Raw genomic sequence first — 15,755 nt, forward strand, 5'->3', positions numbered from 1 at the left:
TTATGTTGCAAATAATCCTGTGTTAAGATTTGATGTAGACGGAAGGTGGTTTAATGATGATGGCACGATAGATACTTCTGGTAGAACGTTAGGTTACGTAAGCGGAAAACAGTATTTAAACAGTTTTCTTGGAATTAATAAAAATGATGGTGGTGGATCAGCTCTAAATATCATAATTAATTTTATAAGAGGTGATAATGAAGGTTTAGGAAATTTTATAAATAGTGAATTTGCAAAAAATGGTTGGCATATTATTGATGCAGAAAGCATGGAAGATGCTCTTACAAAATTAAAATCTTATTTAGGTAACGATCAGGCAGATAATATTTTTATCAATGCGCATGGCGTATTTAGTGAAAGATATTTGCGAAATGATGCGGGAGAGCTAATTGCAGATCTTAGTAGCAGTGGAAGGCATGGCTATAAGGTAATTGGTGACACTGGATTTCACACTTCAAAAGATCAAATTCTTGGCAGTGACTTGCAACAATATATTTTTGATAAATCTAAATTATCTTCTGATAAACTTAAAACTATTGATAGTTTTATTGGCATAGCAAAATATGTTAAAACTGGTAAAAATCTTATTATAGGAGCGTGTTGGGCTGTTCGATATGATGATCTCTTTGGAGTAAGTCTTTCTTCTATTGTTAAATCAATAGACATTTTTGCAAATCGAGATTATTCAAGTTTATGGACTGTAAAAGGTAAGGGCGTAATTCCTTTTCAAAACTTCATAAATTACAATCAAACTTCTGATGGGAACTATATTGATGGCTGGGTATGGTATAAAAATGGAAGTGTTACTAAACGAAATTTTAATATAATAATGACAAAATATGGAGTTAAAACAAATTAATAAAGTAATAATACTTTTAAATTTAATTATAAGTATTACTATTATGTCTCAAATGAAAATATCAGATATAGAAAATAAAAAAATTTCTATTGATTTAAATAAGGAAAAAGGAAATGTTATAGAAATATTTGGAAATAGAGATTACAAAGTATATTATATACTAAACAAAAAAAGATTTGATTTTGATAAGAAAATAAAAAATGTAGATTTAGCAAATATAATCTTCTATTCGAAAAAATATAATAAAGGAATTCTTACTGTTTTAAAACAAGGTATTGAGCATAATAAAGATTCTATATATAAAATAACTTTAAGTACAGGTTCATTTGATAATAATATGTTTATTCCATCAATGATTATTGTAGATAAGAATTTTAATTATGAATATTTAATGAAGTATTATTATATGCCTTTGCCTCCCCCAGATAGTGATAAATATACTGCTGGTTTTAGCATACAAGAATTTAAAAATTATTGTAATACAAAAAATATTGATTTAAAAAATAGTATTATTTATGAAGATATAAATGATATTTTGAGTAATATTTCAAAAATAAGTGTAGATAAAACAGGGGATAAATGTAATCCTATAATTTATGATATAGATTTTAGAGATTTCTTTCCAAAAAAAATAACTAAATAAATTATAAAAAACCTCGCTTCTTTCCCCCGCTGCCGCATTCTATGATAAAAACCAAATAAAATTTGTTAAAACTATGATGCAAATTTGTAGGTATTTACAAAAGCTTCGTTTCTGGCAATGACGGCGAATGCTCGACTTATAATTTTACACTTTACATTATTTATAATCAGGAGGGAATGTTTTCCTTCCTGTTTTTTTCTCTCATAATAAGTTCGTATCTCTGCATCATGTTTTATAGCTGAAAGGGCTGCCATATGTAGAATAGATTTCATTTTTTTATCAGCAAAATGACTCACTCTGGTTCTTCCTTTCACGGATGTACCGGAAGAATATTCGAAAGGTACAATGCCACAATAACAGGCAAATTTCCTCCAATTTGCAAAACTTTTAAAGCCTTTTGTTGCCAATAGAAGATAAAGTGAGGTTACCTCTCCAATTCCGGGAACAGATAAGAGTAATTTTTTCTGTTGCTTTAATTCATCATTGCTATTGATGATTTCACGAATGCTTTTTTCAATTTCCAATAGGATTTTCTTTAAAAATCAACTGTCTTTTTGTTGATTCTTTCCGTACAGATGTAGACTTTTTTCGGCAAAAAGTCTTTATTTTCAACAGTAGAACTAAAATCCTTAATCGCATCAATGGTTTTTTCACGCTCTGCATAAAGTAATTTTAAGCTCAGAATATTGTTTTCCGGAACTTCACTGAGTTCAATTTTATCAATATTTCTAAGTGAGTACATAGCAATATCTTTGGCGTCAGCTTTATCAGATTTTCCACGGCAGATGCCTTTTGATTGCTTTATTTCGAGAGCAGAACAATGGGCGAAATCCACTGAATACCCCGAGAGATTAATTCCTAAATTCATTGAGTAGATACCCGTATTTTCGAAACAGAATAAACTTTCATCTTTGGCAATTTTATACTTTTTTAATTGCCTGAAAAGTTCTTTGACTCCTTTCTCATCATTTGTAATGTGACCATTGATGATGAATTGTGCAGAAAAGTTAACAATGTAAAAATCTAATGTTTGTTTAGAAACATCAATCCCAATGTAATGTTTGTAGTTTTTCATAACTTCGTATTGCATTAAATTAAAAGTGTTGAATTTCTTTAAAGCCTTTATTAGACCTTTCTGTCTATCATTCTATCTAAAGCCATTCAACGAGATTCAAGGAGAAAGCAGAGGACTAATGCGGGAGATAAGTCTCAAGTTTAGCACGATTGTTAGTTCACCTCTGTTTTCCTTTGAATAAATTTAATCAGTTTTTATTAATACAAAGTAAAGGCACGATTGTATCGTGTGGCAGATAAAGAAAAAACCATTGCAAAAATGCAGTGGTTTTTGTGTTATATGATGTTCTGTTTTGTATAAAGAAACAAAACTATAATATATAATTAATGACAAGTCTCCAGATTATGTTTATGATTCGGGTCTGTGTTGTGACAATTCACATCATGCTCCGGAGAAACCTTCATTGCTTCAGATGGTGGAGAAATGTAGGGAATCCCAAGTTCAAGACCTCTTAGAATAAACAATCCACCAAGAATAATCATTACAACAGGAATTGCTTTTAAAATTTTAATTCTAAATGCCTGATTCATCAGATTTCCTACCAAAACGACGGTAAACATAAACGGAAGTGTTCCCAATCCGAACAAGGCCATAAAAGAAGCACCTTGCCAAATTCCGCCACTTGCAAGACTTGCGGTAAGAGCCATATAAACCATTCCGCATGGTAAAAATCCATTCAGAATACCTGTGGTGAATCTGGAGCGGTAATCTGCTTTCTGAAGCAGTTTTCCGAGGTTTGATTTAACTTTAAAAAGAAATTTAGAGATAAAAGGAATTTTTGAAGCAAAATCTTTTCCACCAAATGAAAATAATGCCATGATAATCAGCAAAATTCCCACTCCAATCGTAAGATATTGCTGAAAACCCGCCATTTCAAATCCCTGACCTACAATTCCCAAAATCGCGCCTAAAAAAGCATAGGTTGCAATTCTCCCAAACTGATAGGTAAGATTTTGAAGATAATAATTGGTAGCCTGCTTTTTGGTCAAGCCCATTGATAACGCAATGGGACCGCACATTCCGATACAGTGAAAACCGGATGCGAAGCCTAAACCAATTGCAGATATAATCAATGCTATTTCCATATCACATCATAATCGAGTCTGTAGTCGATTTTATCTTTTATCCAATGAAGTCTTAAAGTATAATTTCCGTTTTTCAAAACAGAAGATGGTATAACAAATGAATTAGTTCCATCTAATTTAACCGTCTTTTTAACATCTAAATTCTGATCGTCAGATCTGTTTAAAACAAAACTTACCACAGAATTTGAATTGTCAATACCTTTTGGAAAGGTTAATTTAATTCCTTCAGCTGACTGAGAATATGTCGGTTTTTCCGTAAGCTCATCTGCTCTTTTTTTGGCATCAATCACCGATTGGTAAAGAAGTTCTTCTTCGTAATATTTGTCGGTAACCATTTCAGAGTTTTTCTGTCCGTTTGGAAAAAGAAAAACCATTGATAAAATAAATATAATGAATGAGGCTAAAGCTAAAAAAATACCATGTCCCCAAGTGAAATTTTTCATAATTTAAAATTTTAAAACTGTAATTTAAAAGGCCCTTCGAAATACGTTTGATAAGAATCGATCAATTTTCCTTTCATATCATAAACGCCGATGGTAATGTTTTGTTTAGACAAATTCATTTCTGCTTCCGGGAAGCTGATGTTGATCGTTCCTTTTGAAATCTTGTCACGTTCTACCGTAATTTTGCTTGATCCGCTGTAACCCACTTCTGCATGAGCTGGTTCTATTACTTTGATGGTAACAATCTTTTTGTCGTTTGTTTTATTTAAGAAAGTATAGTTGTATGTATTGATGATTTTTCCTTCTCTTACAAAGAATGTACTTCCTGCAGGTTTAATGAATTTTGCCTCCATTTCACCACGGCTTGAAAGTAAGTATCCTAAGAATCCTACCAATAAAACCAAAACAACGGCAAATCCTTTCATTCTTCCGGTAAATTTATACGGAGCTCCGGTTTCTATTTCTTTTTCGGATGCGTAACGAACCAAACCTTTTGGTAAGCCTACTTTTTCCATTACTTCGTCACAAGCATCGATACAAGCGGTACAGTTTACACATTCTAGTTGTTGTCCATCTCTGATGTCAATTCCGGTAGGACAAACTACAACACATTGATAACAGTCGATACAGTCACCTTTTCCTGCTGCTTTTCTATCTTCTCCTTTTCTCCATTTAGAACGGTTTTCACCTCTTTTAAAGTCGTAAAAAACGTTGATGGTTTCTTTATCAATTAAAACGCCCTGTAATCTTCCGTAAGGACAAACCAATGTACAAACCTGCTCTCTGAACCATGCAAATACAAAGTAAAAAGCTGCCGTAAATAAAATCATTACGATAAAGTTGGTTGGGTTGGCAAATGGCCCTTCAGAAACAATTTTAAACACTTCCTGATATCCCACAATGTACATAAACATAAAATGGGTAATGATTAAGGAAATAACAATGTAAACCGACCATTTTAAACTTCTCTTCCAGATCTTTTCAGTATTCCACTCTTGCCTGTCAAGCTTCATTTGCTTATTTCGGTCTCCTTCAATCAGATATTCTATTTTACGAAAGACAGATTCCATAAAAATTGTCTGAGGGCAAATCCACCCGCAGAAAATTCTTCCGAATGCAATCGTAAAAATAATAATGAAAATAAGAGATGCAATAGCGCCTAAAGTAAGGATGAAAAAATCTTGCGGATAAAAAGGCTGCCCTGCAATAAAGAATTCTCTATCGATAACGTTAAACAAAAAGAAAGGATTTCCGTTAACTTTTATAAATGGAACGGCAAAATAGACCACAAGCAGAATATAACTTACGAGATTTCTGTAATTGGTGTATTTACCTTTTGGTTTTTTAGGAAAAACCCATTTTCTTTTACCGGATTGTTCCATTGTGCCTATAGAATCTCTATAGGTTTCAGGGTCTAAAACCTGCCCCTGTCCACCGCGAGCGATGTCTTCATCTATTTTTGACATTTTTACTAGGTTTTAAAAAACGAAAAAACATAATTCGTTACTATTTTTATCTAATAACAAATTATGTTTTTCATATGTTTTATATTTTTTTTTAATTACTGTTTTTCCCAATGAGCTTCATCACCGTATGGTGGTGCGCCTCCATCTTTAGGAGTAATTGGTTTTTTTAGCTGGTTGATAGAGTAAACGTATGCAGCAACTTTTTCAATATCACTTCCTGTAAGAACTCCATTTTTACCCCAAGCCTGCATTGCAGTTCCTGTAACTCCATTTTCTACTACGTGGAAAACGTTTTTGAATAATGTTTTTTCAGGTTGGTTGTGCCAGAAATTATCTGTCAAGTTAGGACCGATACCTCCTTTACCGCCGTCTGAGTGACAAGATACACAGTTGGTTTTGAAAATTTCTTCTCCAGCTGCAATATTATCTTCAGAGAAAGCTGCCGATTCTATAGTTACCGGTGGCTGATCTTTAAGGTATTGTGCAATAGCTGCTTCTTGTTCTTTATATTCTTTATCGTATTCGCTGATTGGATGAGCAAAATCTGTAAAAGCGTATGCACAAATATAAACGATACAGAATACAGTTCCGAAATAGAATAAACCTAACCACCATTTTGGTAATTGATTATCCAATTCCATAATTCCGTCGAAACCGTGGTCGATCAAAATATCTTTTTCGTGAGAATCTGATTGCTTCTTAAATGCAGCATCATACTGTCTTCTCAAGAAAGGAATTTTCTTTTCAGCTAAGTAAGCAGACTTTTCTTCAGCCGTAAGTTTTTTAAATTTATTGTTCTCAATCAAATCTCCGATAGCACTGTGAATGTATGCTAAAATAGCACTGATTACAACAGTTCCCCAGAAATATGGTGAAGCTAAAAACGAGTAGCTCTGAACAAATAAATAATAAAATATTACTAATAATACTGTTATTATTAAAATGTTTACAACAACCGGTGTTCTTTGTCTCATAATAAATAGTTTAATTTTTTAAATTAAAATCATCTTCGTCATCCCCAAGTGGAGCGTGTTCTTCTTCTTTGTAATATTTTTTAGGCCTGCTAAAAACATATATAATCAAAGCAACGAAAAACAGCATAAAGAAAATCAGAGCCAATGTTTGGTAAAAACCTGCATTGTCAGTATTGGATAATATATCTTTAAAGTTTTGAGGAATCATAGTAAACTTTTAATTTTATTAGTTACTAGCTGTTTTTATTTCTGTCGTTTTAATATCAGTACCCAATCTCTGAAGATAAGCAATAAGAGCAACAATCTCTTTTTTCTCAAGTTCTCCTTTAGGTTTGTTTTCGTACACTTTTTTCACGTCAGCAGCTTCTACAAAGATATCTTTTACAATTTTCGCAGCCTGATTATCTGCCCACTGATCAGCAGTGTCAATCTGAGCTTTTGTATAAGGTACATCGTAGGTGTTTTTCATAAACTTGATTTTGTCTACCATTTGAGAACGGTCAAGATTATTTGAAATCAACCATGGGTAACGTGGCATAATAGAACCTGCAGACGTTTGTCTTGGGTTATACATATGCTTGTAGTGCCAAGAACTTGGGTTTTTACCACCTTCTCTATGCAAATCCGGTCCAGTTCTTTTCGATCCCCAAAGGAAAGGTCTGTCGTAAACAAATTCTCCAGCTTTAGAGTACTGTCCGTTTTTACCGTTAAATCTTACAATCTCGTCTCTGAATGGTCTTACCATTTGCGAGTGACAAGCGTTACAACCTTCACGGATATATAAATCTCTACCTTCTAATTCTAATGGTGAATAAGGTTTCACCGCAGATATTGTAGGTACGCTTTTCTTCAATGATAAAGTAGGAATGATTTCTACCATACTACCAATAGAAATGGTAAGTAATGCTAATACTGTTAATAACATTGGCATTCTTTCCAACCAAAGGTGGAAACCTTCTCCTTCTTTTCTTTTATTACTGATATTTGCCAAAGCCGGAGCTTCTGCAGGAACTTCTTTCTGGAAAGATCCTTTTTTAATGGTCATGTAAACATTCACTACCATTAAAAGACCTCCTGTAAGGTAGAATAAACCACCTACAAATCTCATTTTAAAGTAAGGAATAATTGCAGTAACGGTATCTAACCAGTTTTTCCACAATAAAGTTCCGTCCGGGTTGAATTGTTTCCACATCAAACCTTGAGTAAATCCTGAGATGTACATAGGTACTGCATAGAAAATAATTCCTAAAGTACCTAACCAGAAATGCCAGTTAGCCAATTTTACAGACCACATTTTGGTTCTCCACATGATCGGTACCAAATAATAGATAACACCGAATGCCATGAAACCATTCCATCCTAATGCTCCTAAATGTACGTGACCGATAACCCAGTCTGTAAAGTGACCAATTTTATTGATGTTTTTTGTTGCCAAAAGAGGCCCTTCAAATGTTGCCATACCATAACAAGTAACTGCAACGACGAAGAATTTCAAAATAGGATTTTCTCTTACTTTATCCCAAGCTCCTCTTAAAGTAAGAAGACCATTCAGCATTCCTCCCCAAGACGGTGCGATAAGCATAATTGAGAAACCAGTTCCCACTGCTTGTGCCCATGCCGGTAATGCAGTATACTGAAGGTGGTGAGGACCAGCCCAGATATATACGAAAATCAATGACCAGAAGTGAATGATTGATAGTTTGTAGGAAAATACAGGTCTGTCAGCCGCTTTAGGTAAGAAATAATACATTAAACCTAAAACAGGTGTCGTCAATACGAATGCTACCGCATTGTGACCATACCACCATTGTACGATGGCATCTTTTGCTCCTGCATACGCTGAATAAGATTTCCAACCAGAGAACGTTAAAGGTACTTCTAAGTTGTTGAAGATGTGAAGCATCGCTACGGCAACCCAAGTTCCAAGATAGAACCAAATAGCTACGTAAAGGTGTCTCACTCTTCTTTTTGCAATCGTTAAAATCATGTTCGCTCCGAAAATGATCCACGAAACTGCTATTAATATATCGATTGGCCACTCGTGCTCAGCATATTCTTTTGAAGTGTTGATCCCCATAAAGAATGTGATAAACGTAGCAACAATCATAAATTGCCATGTCCAGAAATGAATCCACGATAAAGTATCGCTGTACATTCTTGTTTTTAATAATCTTTGGGTAGAGTAGTAAACCCCTACATAAACGATATTACATACGAATGCAAAGATTACCGTGTTGGTGTGTAGCATTCTTATTCTACCAAACCCTAACGCACCGTTGGTATTAATTAACCCTTGTATGTTTCCTGATGCAAGACTGTTGATTGTTGTATCGTCAGTTCCAAACAAAAACTCAGGAAGCTCAGGATAGAAAAGCATCAATGCTGCCGTAAGTCCAAACACGAAACCGATAATTCCAAAAACTATGGTCGCGTAAAGGAATGCACGAACAATACTGTTGTCATAACTAAACTTTTGTGTCTCCATATTAACTATTCACTTTTTTCTTCAAATTTATTATTATCTCCTTTTTTCTTATCGCTGTTGTTGCCAGTGTCTTCTTTTTCCTTTATTTCATCGGAGTCAAAAAGTATTCTTACAGCCGGAGACTCGTCGTCTTCAAACTGTCCTTTTCTGGCGAAAACTATAAATACGACCAGAAAAACTACAGCCAAAGAAACGCTGCATAAGATCATTAAATATAGAATATCCATCTGACAACAAAATTAACCTATTTTCGGGGTTCAAATTTAGTGAAAAATAATGACATTCATCACGAAATACGGGTTTAGGCTAATTTAAAATCAGTCTAAATAAGGGCTTTTAAGGCTGTTTTTTGAAATATTTCCTCCCAAGAATCCAGGTGGAAATCGTCGTAAAAGAAATGACGGTAATCGAACTTGCAGGCATAATTAAAGCTGCAAAAAGCGGACTCATATTTCCGGTTACGGCAAACGTTAAACCAACCACATTGTATAAAAAGCTAATCAGGAAGGTTAGTTTTACAATCGTGATCGAGCCTTTACAAACGTTTAAATAATTGTCAAGCTGTGATACTTTTTCTCCGTTCATAATCACGTCAGAAGATGGTGTAAAGCTGTTGCTGTCGTCAGAAATTGCGATTCCTACGTTACTTTGTTTTAAAGCTCCGGCATCATTTAAACCGTCACCAAGCATAATCACTTTTAAGCCTTTATCCTGAAGATCCTTGATGTAATTCAATTTGTCTTCCGGGTTTTGGTTAAAAGCCATCGATCTGTAATTCGGGATGATTTCTTTAAGCTGGCTTTCTTCAGAAGAATTATCGCCGCTCAGAATGAAAATCTTATAATTGATCAGTTTTGTGAAAAGATTTCTAAGGTTTTCCCGGTATTCATTTTTAAAAATAAATTTTCCGATAAACTCATTATTTTTGCTGATGTAAACCGCCGTTTCAAGATTTTTAGATTCCTGATTATTGTATTTTGCAGAGCCAATTTTATAAAAATTCCCTCTTACGTTTGCTTCGTAGCCTTTTCCTGAGATCTCTTCAAAATTATCAACGGGGAAATAATCATCTTTTACTTCCAAGAACTCATACAAAGATTTGGAAAGCGGATGATTTGAGTTTTTAACTAAACTTTTAATGTTTAATAAATCAAATTCCTGAATTTCAGAACCTTCATATCTGATGTTTGATTTTTTTCTGTGGGTAATCGTTCCGGTTTTATCGAAAACTAAAGTGTTGACTTTTGCAATTTTCTCAATCGTTAAAGTGTCTTTTACATAAAATTTATTTCGACCTAAAATTCTCATAATGTGCCCGAAAGTAAACGGAGAAGACAATGCTAAAGCACAAGGACAAGCAATGATTAAAACGGCAGAAATAACCTGGAACATGGTTTCCAAATCAATGAAATACCAATAAATTCCTGCAACAAGCGCAATTCCTAAAATAATAAAGGTGAAATATTTACTGATGTCATTGATTAAAGTATCAAGTCCGGTCTCGTGTTTTTTGAAAGCTTCTTTATTCCAGAGTTGGGTAAGGTAACTTTGGTCGACATTTTTAATGACTTCAAGTTCCAAAGATGAACCGATCTGTTTTCCTCCGGCAAAGATTTTATCCCCCGGATTTTTAGAAATACTTTCACTTTCACCAGTAATAAAGCTGTTATCGATATTTCCGTTTCCGCTAATCAAAATAGCATCTACCGGAATAATTTCATGATTTCTTACTAAAATTCTGTCACCGATTTTAATCTCTGAAAGCAAAATATTTTCCTGTTTTCCGTTAAAATCAACTTTCGTTACCGCAATCGGGTAAAATGATTTATAATCTCGGTCATAAGAAAGAGAGCTGTACGTTCTTTTCTGGAAGATTTTCCCTAAAAGCATGAAAAACAGTAGTCCGCACAAAGTATCAAAATATCCGGGACCGTAATCAGTAGCGATTTCGTACATACTTCTTCCGAACAAAACAAAAATTCCCAAAACAATAGGAACGTCGATATTGACGATTTTGTTTTTTAAACCATACCAAGCAGATTTGTAATAATCTGATGCCGAATAAAATACAACAGGAACCGAAAGTAAGAACATTAAGACTCTGAATAAACCTTTGTAATGTTCCATCCAGTAATCTTCGCCGCCAATATATTCCGGGAAGGCCAAAAACATCCCGTTACCGAAAGCAAATCCTGCAATCGCCAGTTTTACCAATAAAGATTTATCTAAATTGTCTTCGTTTTTTTCGGCTGTTTCAAGGTTGATTGCGGGTTTGTATCCAAGATTGGTTAAAAATTTAGCTAATTCGCTTAATTTTAATTCGTTATGATTGAACGAAACCTGTAAAGTCTTTCTTGTGAAATTTACCTGAGAATAATGAATGTCTTTATGTAAAGTATGAAGGCTTTCTAATAACCAAATACAAGAAGAACAGTGTATTACCGGAATTCTGAAAGTAACAAGACTTGTGTTGCCTTCAGAAAAATCTGTAATTCTGTCAAAAATTTCTTTGGTGTCGAGATAATCAAATTGAGATGAGTTTTCTTCAGGTCTGATGCCTGCTTTTTTGTTTAATTCGTAAAAATTGCTGAGATTATTGGTATTCAGAATTTCATAAACAGATTTGCAGCCGGTACAACAGAAAATTTTTTCGTCAAAAGAAATTCTTTCCTTTTCTATCCCTTGTCCGCAATGAAAACAGTTCTCGCTCACCTTCATAAATTATTGACTTACAAAATTATAACATTTTTTTTTTGTTTATCGATTTAAAATGTTCTATTTTTGTGACAAATGTCATAAAAAATGTCGCAGGAACAACAAATTGCTATTGAGGATAGATTTGCAAGAGTTTTTAATGATAAATCGTTTAAAGAAAGGCTGAACAGCGCAGATTTTGAAAAGTATTTTAAAGCTAAAAAAAGCTTACGTTTTCAGAAGCACGATATTATTTTTGAAGACGGAGAAACGCCAAAAGGAGTTTTCGTCTTAGAAAAAGGTGCCGCTAAACTTTCAAAATCAGGAGCTTTTGGTAAAGATCAGATTTTAAGATTTATTAAAGAAGGAGATATCATTGGGTATCGTGCATTGCTTTGCGGAGAAACTTTTCAGGCAAAAGCAGAGGCGATGACGGATGTAGAAGCTACTTTCCTTCCCGCAGATGTTTTTATGGATTTGCTTGAAGTAGACTCGCAATTATCTTTTGTAATGCTTCAGAAAATATCGTACGAATTGGGAGAATCTTCTAATACAATCACATTCTTAGCTCAAAAAACAGTAAGAGAAAGACTGGCAGAAATTCTTATTCTTCTAGAACAAAAATTAGGAACAGATCCTGAAGGTTTTATCAAAATTTCTTTAACAAGAGAAGAAATTGCCAACATTATCGGAACGGCTACCGAAAGTGCCATCCGATTGATCTCTGAATTTAAAGGAGACAGTCTCATCGAAGTAGACGGTAGAAACATCAAGATTCTCAACCACGATAAATTAATGAAACTAGGACACGTAGTTTTGTAAAATACCAAATATCTAAGTCGGCGAAAGCCGACTTTTTAACTTTAAACAATCATATACATTATGTCTGTTCATTCCGAAATTAAAAGAGTTACTACAGAAACCTTGCGAAAAATGAAATTCGATAAGGAGAAAATAACAATGCTTACTGCTTACGATTTTACGACAGCAAAAATGGTTGATGCCGGTGGCGTTGATACCATTCTTATCGGAGATTCTGCTGCAAATGTAATGGCGGGTTTTGAAACGACGCTTCCTATTACATTAGATCAGATGATTTATCACACTCAAAGTGTGGTTAGAGGGGTAGAAAGAGCATTGGTAATTGCAGATCTTCCTTTCGGAACTTACCAAAGTAATCCGGATATCGCGCTGGAATCTGCGGTAAGAATGATGAAAGAAGGTGGCGCTCATGCAATTAAAATTGAAGGTGGAAAAGAAATTTCGAAATCAATTAAAAAGATTATCAATGCCGGAATTCCTATTATGGGACATTTGGGATTAACACCACAATCTATTTATCAGTTTGGAACCTATAAAGTAAGAGCTAAAGAAGAAGCTGAAGCTGAAAAATTAATCAACGATGCAAAATTGCTTGAAGAATTAGGGTGTTTTGGAGTTGTACTTGAAAAAATCCCAGCAGATTTGGCTAAAAGAGTAACGGAAAGTATCTCAATTCCAACGATTGGCATTGGAGCCGGATCTCATTGTGACGGACAGGTTTTGGTGTATCATGATATGGTGGGAATGAACAAAGGTTTCTCTCCAAAATTCTTAAGAAGATACCTAGATTTATATACAGAAATTACGGGAGCAGTTTCTCAATACGTGAAAGACGTGAAAAGTGCTGATTTCCCTAACCAAAATGAAAGCTATTAATGAAAAGTAATTTACAGACAACACAAGGAATTTTATCAATTTTAGCAATCATTTGTTTAGCAGCGGGTTGGTTTAGAATTTTCCCGGATAATATTAACTATCTTCTTTCAGCAAGATTATTTTATATTTTAATTGGAATTAGTTTTATCGTTCAGGGAAGAATGTTAATGCATACTAAGTTTATGTACCCAATGTATGCTGCGGCAGGTTTGTGTATCATCGGAGCATTTTTACCGATGGATTCAAGTCTTAACGTTATAAAAACGATTGGTCTTTTAGGTGGAGTGGTTATTTCTTTTGTGAGCAGATCACAGAATCGTTAAGGTAGTATGGAAGAACAGATCGTTTTTGAGGATAATCACCTTTTAGTTATCAATAAAAAAGTAGGGCAACTCGTTCAGGGAGACAAAACCGGTGACGAACCTTTACTCGATTCCATTAAAGATTTCATCAAAAAAAGAGATAATAAACCCGGAAATGTTTTTTTGGGTTTGGTACATCGTATCGATAGACCAACTTCGGGTTTGGTTATTTATGCTAAAACTTCAAAAGCACTATCGAGACTGACTCAAATGGTTAAAAATCGAGAGATTCAGAAAACGTATTGGGCAGTTGTTGCTAAAGAAATGATCCCGCAAAGCCAAAGATTGGTTCATTATTTAAAGAAAAACGAAAAAAATAATAAAGCGATCATTTTTACGAAAGTTACAGAAGGTGCAAAAGAAGCAATTCTTACCTACAATATTATTAAAACTCTGGATAATTATCTCCTTTTAGAAATTGACTTGGAAACCGGAAGGCATCATCAAATCAGGGCACAGTTATCAAAAACCGGAGTTCCCATTAAAGGTGATCTAAAATACGGTGCACCTCGTTCAAATCCTGATGGAGGAATTAATCTTCACGCCAGAAAACTTCAGTTTATACATCCTGTTACAAAAGAGGAGGTAACAATTGTTGCTCCCGTTCCGCAGAATGATGCGATCTGGAGAGCTTGCGAAGAGTAAAAACATAAATATGAAATTAAAATTATTTTTATTAATTACATTATTAATAGTCATTTCTTGTACTAATTCTGATAATGAATTGTTGAATGAAACGATTGAACCAGCTGTTGTGAAAAATCCTACTAAGATATCATCACAATTTCCTATTTTACTACAGTCTTCTGCCACAAGTGACCCAAATTGTTATTTTGAATATAATTCTCAAGGAAAAGTAACCAAAAAGATTGGTAAAATAATACAAGGGTCAAGTAGTTCTGGATTGCCACCATATTTTGTGAACTGGATTTACACTATAGTTTCATATAATGGGAATTCTGCAGTAATGAAAACTCATAGCTTAAATCCTACATTTAATCCTTTAATAGATGAAAAACTTTTTGAATTTGATAATCAAGGCAAAATAATAAAGTCTATAATATATGCACCACAATATATAGAATGGGAAAAGCACCTTACTTATAAATATAACACATCTGGTAAACTTGTTGAAATTTTAACAGAACTACCTAATATGCCATATATTCCAACTGATCCCAATGATTATATCCTAACCTATATTGAAAAGTTTACATATGATGGGGCAGGAAATTTGCAGAAAGCAATAACTACAGAAAGGCATAATAATACAGATATATATATTACAAAAAGTGTAGAATTTAGTAATTTCGATACTGTACAGAATCCGTTTAGTAACCTTACAGTTTTTGAAGATTATTTTTATTTGTCTTTATCTAAAAATAATTTTCAAAAAAGAAAGATCCAAGAGTTTAATATGGATGGTCAAGAAGTTTTTTTTAATGAACTGACATGGGCTAATCAATACAATTTAGATGGAAGTTTAAAACTATATTACTAAAATAACTACAGTACAAATTAAAGGCTGTCTCTAGTGAGATAGTCTTTTTATTTTAAATTGAAATCAAATTTTGCCCATTTTAAAAAAATGTCTAACTTCGCTCCCAACTTTAGGGGTGTCTGTTGACAAAACAGGCTGAGACTTTACCCTTTGAACCTGATTTCTAGATCATACTAGCGTAGGAAAAAGTGAGATGACTTTGCTGTACATTCTATTGTACAATGATGGGCATTCCTAAAGTGTATTTAAAAATTTAGGAATGGAGCTCACGATCAATCACACACTAAGAAATTTTGATGTACTTCCCAAAACGCTGGAAGCACTTATCGCTATGGAATTACCTGAAAAGAAAAAAGGGATTGCCGTAGCGCTCAACAATCGCATTATTCCGCAGCCATTCTGGGCGGAAACCATTCTCAACAACCAAGATTCAATTTTAATTATTACTGCTACACAAGGCGGTTAAAAAA

At 33.9% G+C, this 15,755-nt stretch carries 18 protein-coding genes and 1 riboswitch; of the genes, 8 read left to right on the plus strand and 10 right to left on the minus strand.

Annotated elements, in window-relative coordinates:
- Both OEW74_RS15765 and OEW74_RS15770 read left to right on the plus strand, forming a co-directional pair.
- A partial coding sequence (locus OEW74_RS15765; RefSeq protein ID WP_265429380.1) for a hypothetical protein occupies positions 1-859 on the plus strand: 859 nt, incomplete at its 5' end.
- Positions 840-1,502 (plus strand): hypothetical protein, encoded by a 663-nt coding sequence (locus OEW74_RS15770; RefSeq protein WP_265429381.1) that lies wholly within the window; start codon positions 840-842, stop codon positions 1,500-1,502. The genes OEW74_RS15765 and OEW74_RS15770, both read left to right, overlap by 20 nt.
- 71 nt (positions 1,503-1,573) lie before the next feature.
- Here OEW74_RS15770 and OEW74_RS15775 read toward each other — a convergent pair whose 3' ends face one another.
- The 10 genes from OEW74_RS15775 to OEW74_RS15820 form a co-directional block, all read right to left on the minus strand.
- On the minus strand, positions 1,574-2,026 hold the full coding sequence (locus OEW74_RS15775) for an IS110 family transposase (RefSeq protein ID WP_265429382.1): 453 nt from the start codon (positions 2,024-2,026) through the stop codon (positions 1,574-1,576).
- 11 nt (positions 2,027-2,037) lie between these two features.
- Positions 2,038-2,577: an IS110 family transposase gene (locus OEW74_RS15780; protein WP_265429383.1), complete on the minus strand. Its 540-nt coding sequence runs from the start codon at positions 2,575-2,577 to the stop codon at positions 2,038-2,040.
- Positions 2,578-2,900: 323 nt separating this feature from the next.
- A complete protein-coding gene (locus OEW74_RS15785) occupies positions 2,901-3,662 on the minus strand; it encodes a sulfite exporter TauE/SafE family protein (RefSeq protein ID WP_265429384.1) in 762 nt (253 codons plus the stop codon).
- Entirely contained in the window at positions 3,653-4,105 is a 453-nt protein-coding gene (locus OEW74_RS15790; protein ID WP_265429385.1) for a FixH family protein, read from the minus strand. The genes OEW74_RS15785 and OEW74_RS15790 overlap by 10 nt, the downstream gene beginning before the upstream one ends.
- Before the next feature lie 11 nt (positions 4,106-4,116).
- Positions 4,117-5,571, minus strand: coding sequence for a cytochrome c oxidase accessory protein CcoG (gene ccoG, locus OEW74_RS15795; RefSeq protein ID WP_265429386.1), 1,455 nt, complete (start codon positions 5,569-5,571; stop codon positions 4,117-4,119).
- A gap of 95 nt (positions 5,572-5,666) precedes the next feature.
- Entirely contained in the window at positions 5,667-6,545 is an 879-nt protein-coding gene (locus OEW74_RS15800; RefSeq protein ID WP_265429387.1) for a cbb3-type cytochrome c oxidase N-terminal domain-containing protein, read from the minus strand.
- A gap of 10 nt (positions 6,546-6,555) precedes the next feature.
- Positions 6,556-6,753, minus strand: a complete 198-nt coding sequence (locus OEW74_RS15805) for a cbb3-type cytochrome oxidase subunit 3 (RefSeq protein ID WP_265429388.1) — start codon at positions 6,751-6,753, stop codon at positions 6,556-6,558.
- A gap of 18 nt (positions 6,754-6,771) precedes the next feature.
- Positions 6,772-9,030: a cytochrome-c oxidase, cbb3-type subunit I gene (gene ccoN, locus OEW74_RS15810; protein WP_265429389.1), complete on the minus strand. Its 2,259-nt coding sequence runs from the start codon at positions 9,028-9,030 to the stop codon at positions 6,772-6,774.
- Between the two features lie 5 nt (positions 9,031-9,035).
- Positions 9,036-9,257, minus strand: coding sequence for a cbb3-type cytochrome oxidase assembly protein CcoS (gene ccoS / locus OEW74_RS15815; RefSeq protein WP_265429390.1), 222 nt, complete (start codon positions 9,255-9,257; stop codon positions 9,036-9,038).
- A 109-nt stretch (positions 9,258-9,366) separates the two neighbouring features.
- Positions 9,367-11,742, minus strand: coding sequence for a heavy metal translocating P-type ATPase (locus OEW74_RS15820; protein WP_265429431.1), 2,376 nt, complete (start codon positions 11,740-11,742; stop codon positions 9,367-9,369).
- A gap of 90 nt (positions 11,743-11,832) precedes the next feature.
- Between OEW74_RS15820 and OEW74_RS15825 the strand changes: the two genes are divergently transcribed.
- The 6 genes from OEW74_RS15825 (at position 11,833) to thiS (ending at position 15,751) form a co-directional block, all read left to right on the plus strand.
- On the plus strand, positions 11,833-12,546 hold the full coding sequence (locus OEW74_RS15825) for a Crp/Fnr family transcriptional regulator (RefSeq protein WP_265429391.1): 714 nt from the start codon (positions 11,833-11,835) through the stop codon (positions 12,544-12,546).
- Positions 12,547-12,606: 60 nt separating this feature from the next.
- On the plus strand, positions 12,607-13,422 hold the full coding sequence (gene panB / locus OEW74_RS15830) for a 3-methyl-2-oxobutanoate hydroxymethyltransferase (RefSeq protein WP_265429392.1): 816 nt from the start codon (positions 12,607-12,609) through the stop codon (positions 13,420-13,422).
- On the plus strand, positions 13,422-13,745 hold the full coding sequence (locus tag OEW74_RS15835) for a hypothetical protein (RefSeq protein ID WP_265429393.1): 324 nt from the start codon (positions 13,422-13,424) through the stop codon (positions 13,743-13,745). The genes panB and OEW74_RS15835 overlap by 1 nt, the downstream gene beginning before the upstream one ends.
- Before the next feature lie 6 nt (positions 13,746-13,751).
- Positions 13,752-14,429, plus strand: a complete 678-nt coding sequence (locus OEW74_RS15840; RefSeq protein WP_265429394.1) for an RluA family pseudouridine synthase — start codon at positions 13,752-13,754, stop codon at positions 14,427-14,429.
- Between the two features lie 10 nt (positions 14,430-14,439).
- Complete coding sequence (locus OEW74_RS15845; RefSeq protein ID WP_265429395.1) at positions 14,440-15,285, plus strand: hypothetical protein; 846 nt, start codon at positions 14,440-14,442, stop codon at positions 15,283-15,285.
- Positions 15,286-15,386: 101 nt separating this feature from the next.
- Positions 15,387-15,487: riboswitch (TPP riboswitch) on the plus strand.
- Positions 15,488-15,544: 57 nt separating this feature from the next.
- Positions 15,545-15,751, plus strand: coding sequence for a sulfur carrier protein ThiS (thiS, locus tag OEW74_RS15850; protein ID WP_265429396.1), 207 nt, complete (start codon positions 15,545-15,547; stop codon positions 15,749-15,751).
- Positions 15,752-15,755 lie beyond the last annotated feature (4 nt).

Origin of the sequence: Chryseobacterium sp. YIM B08800, assembly GCF_026163565.1 — a bacterium.
GTDB lineage: Bacteria > Bacteroidota > Bacteroidia > Flavobacteriales > Weeksellaceae > Chryseobacterium.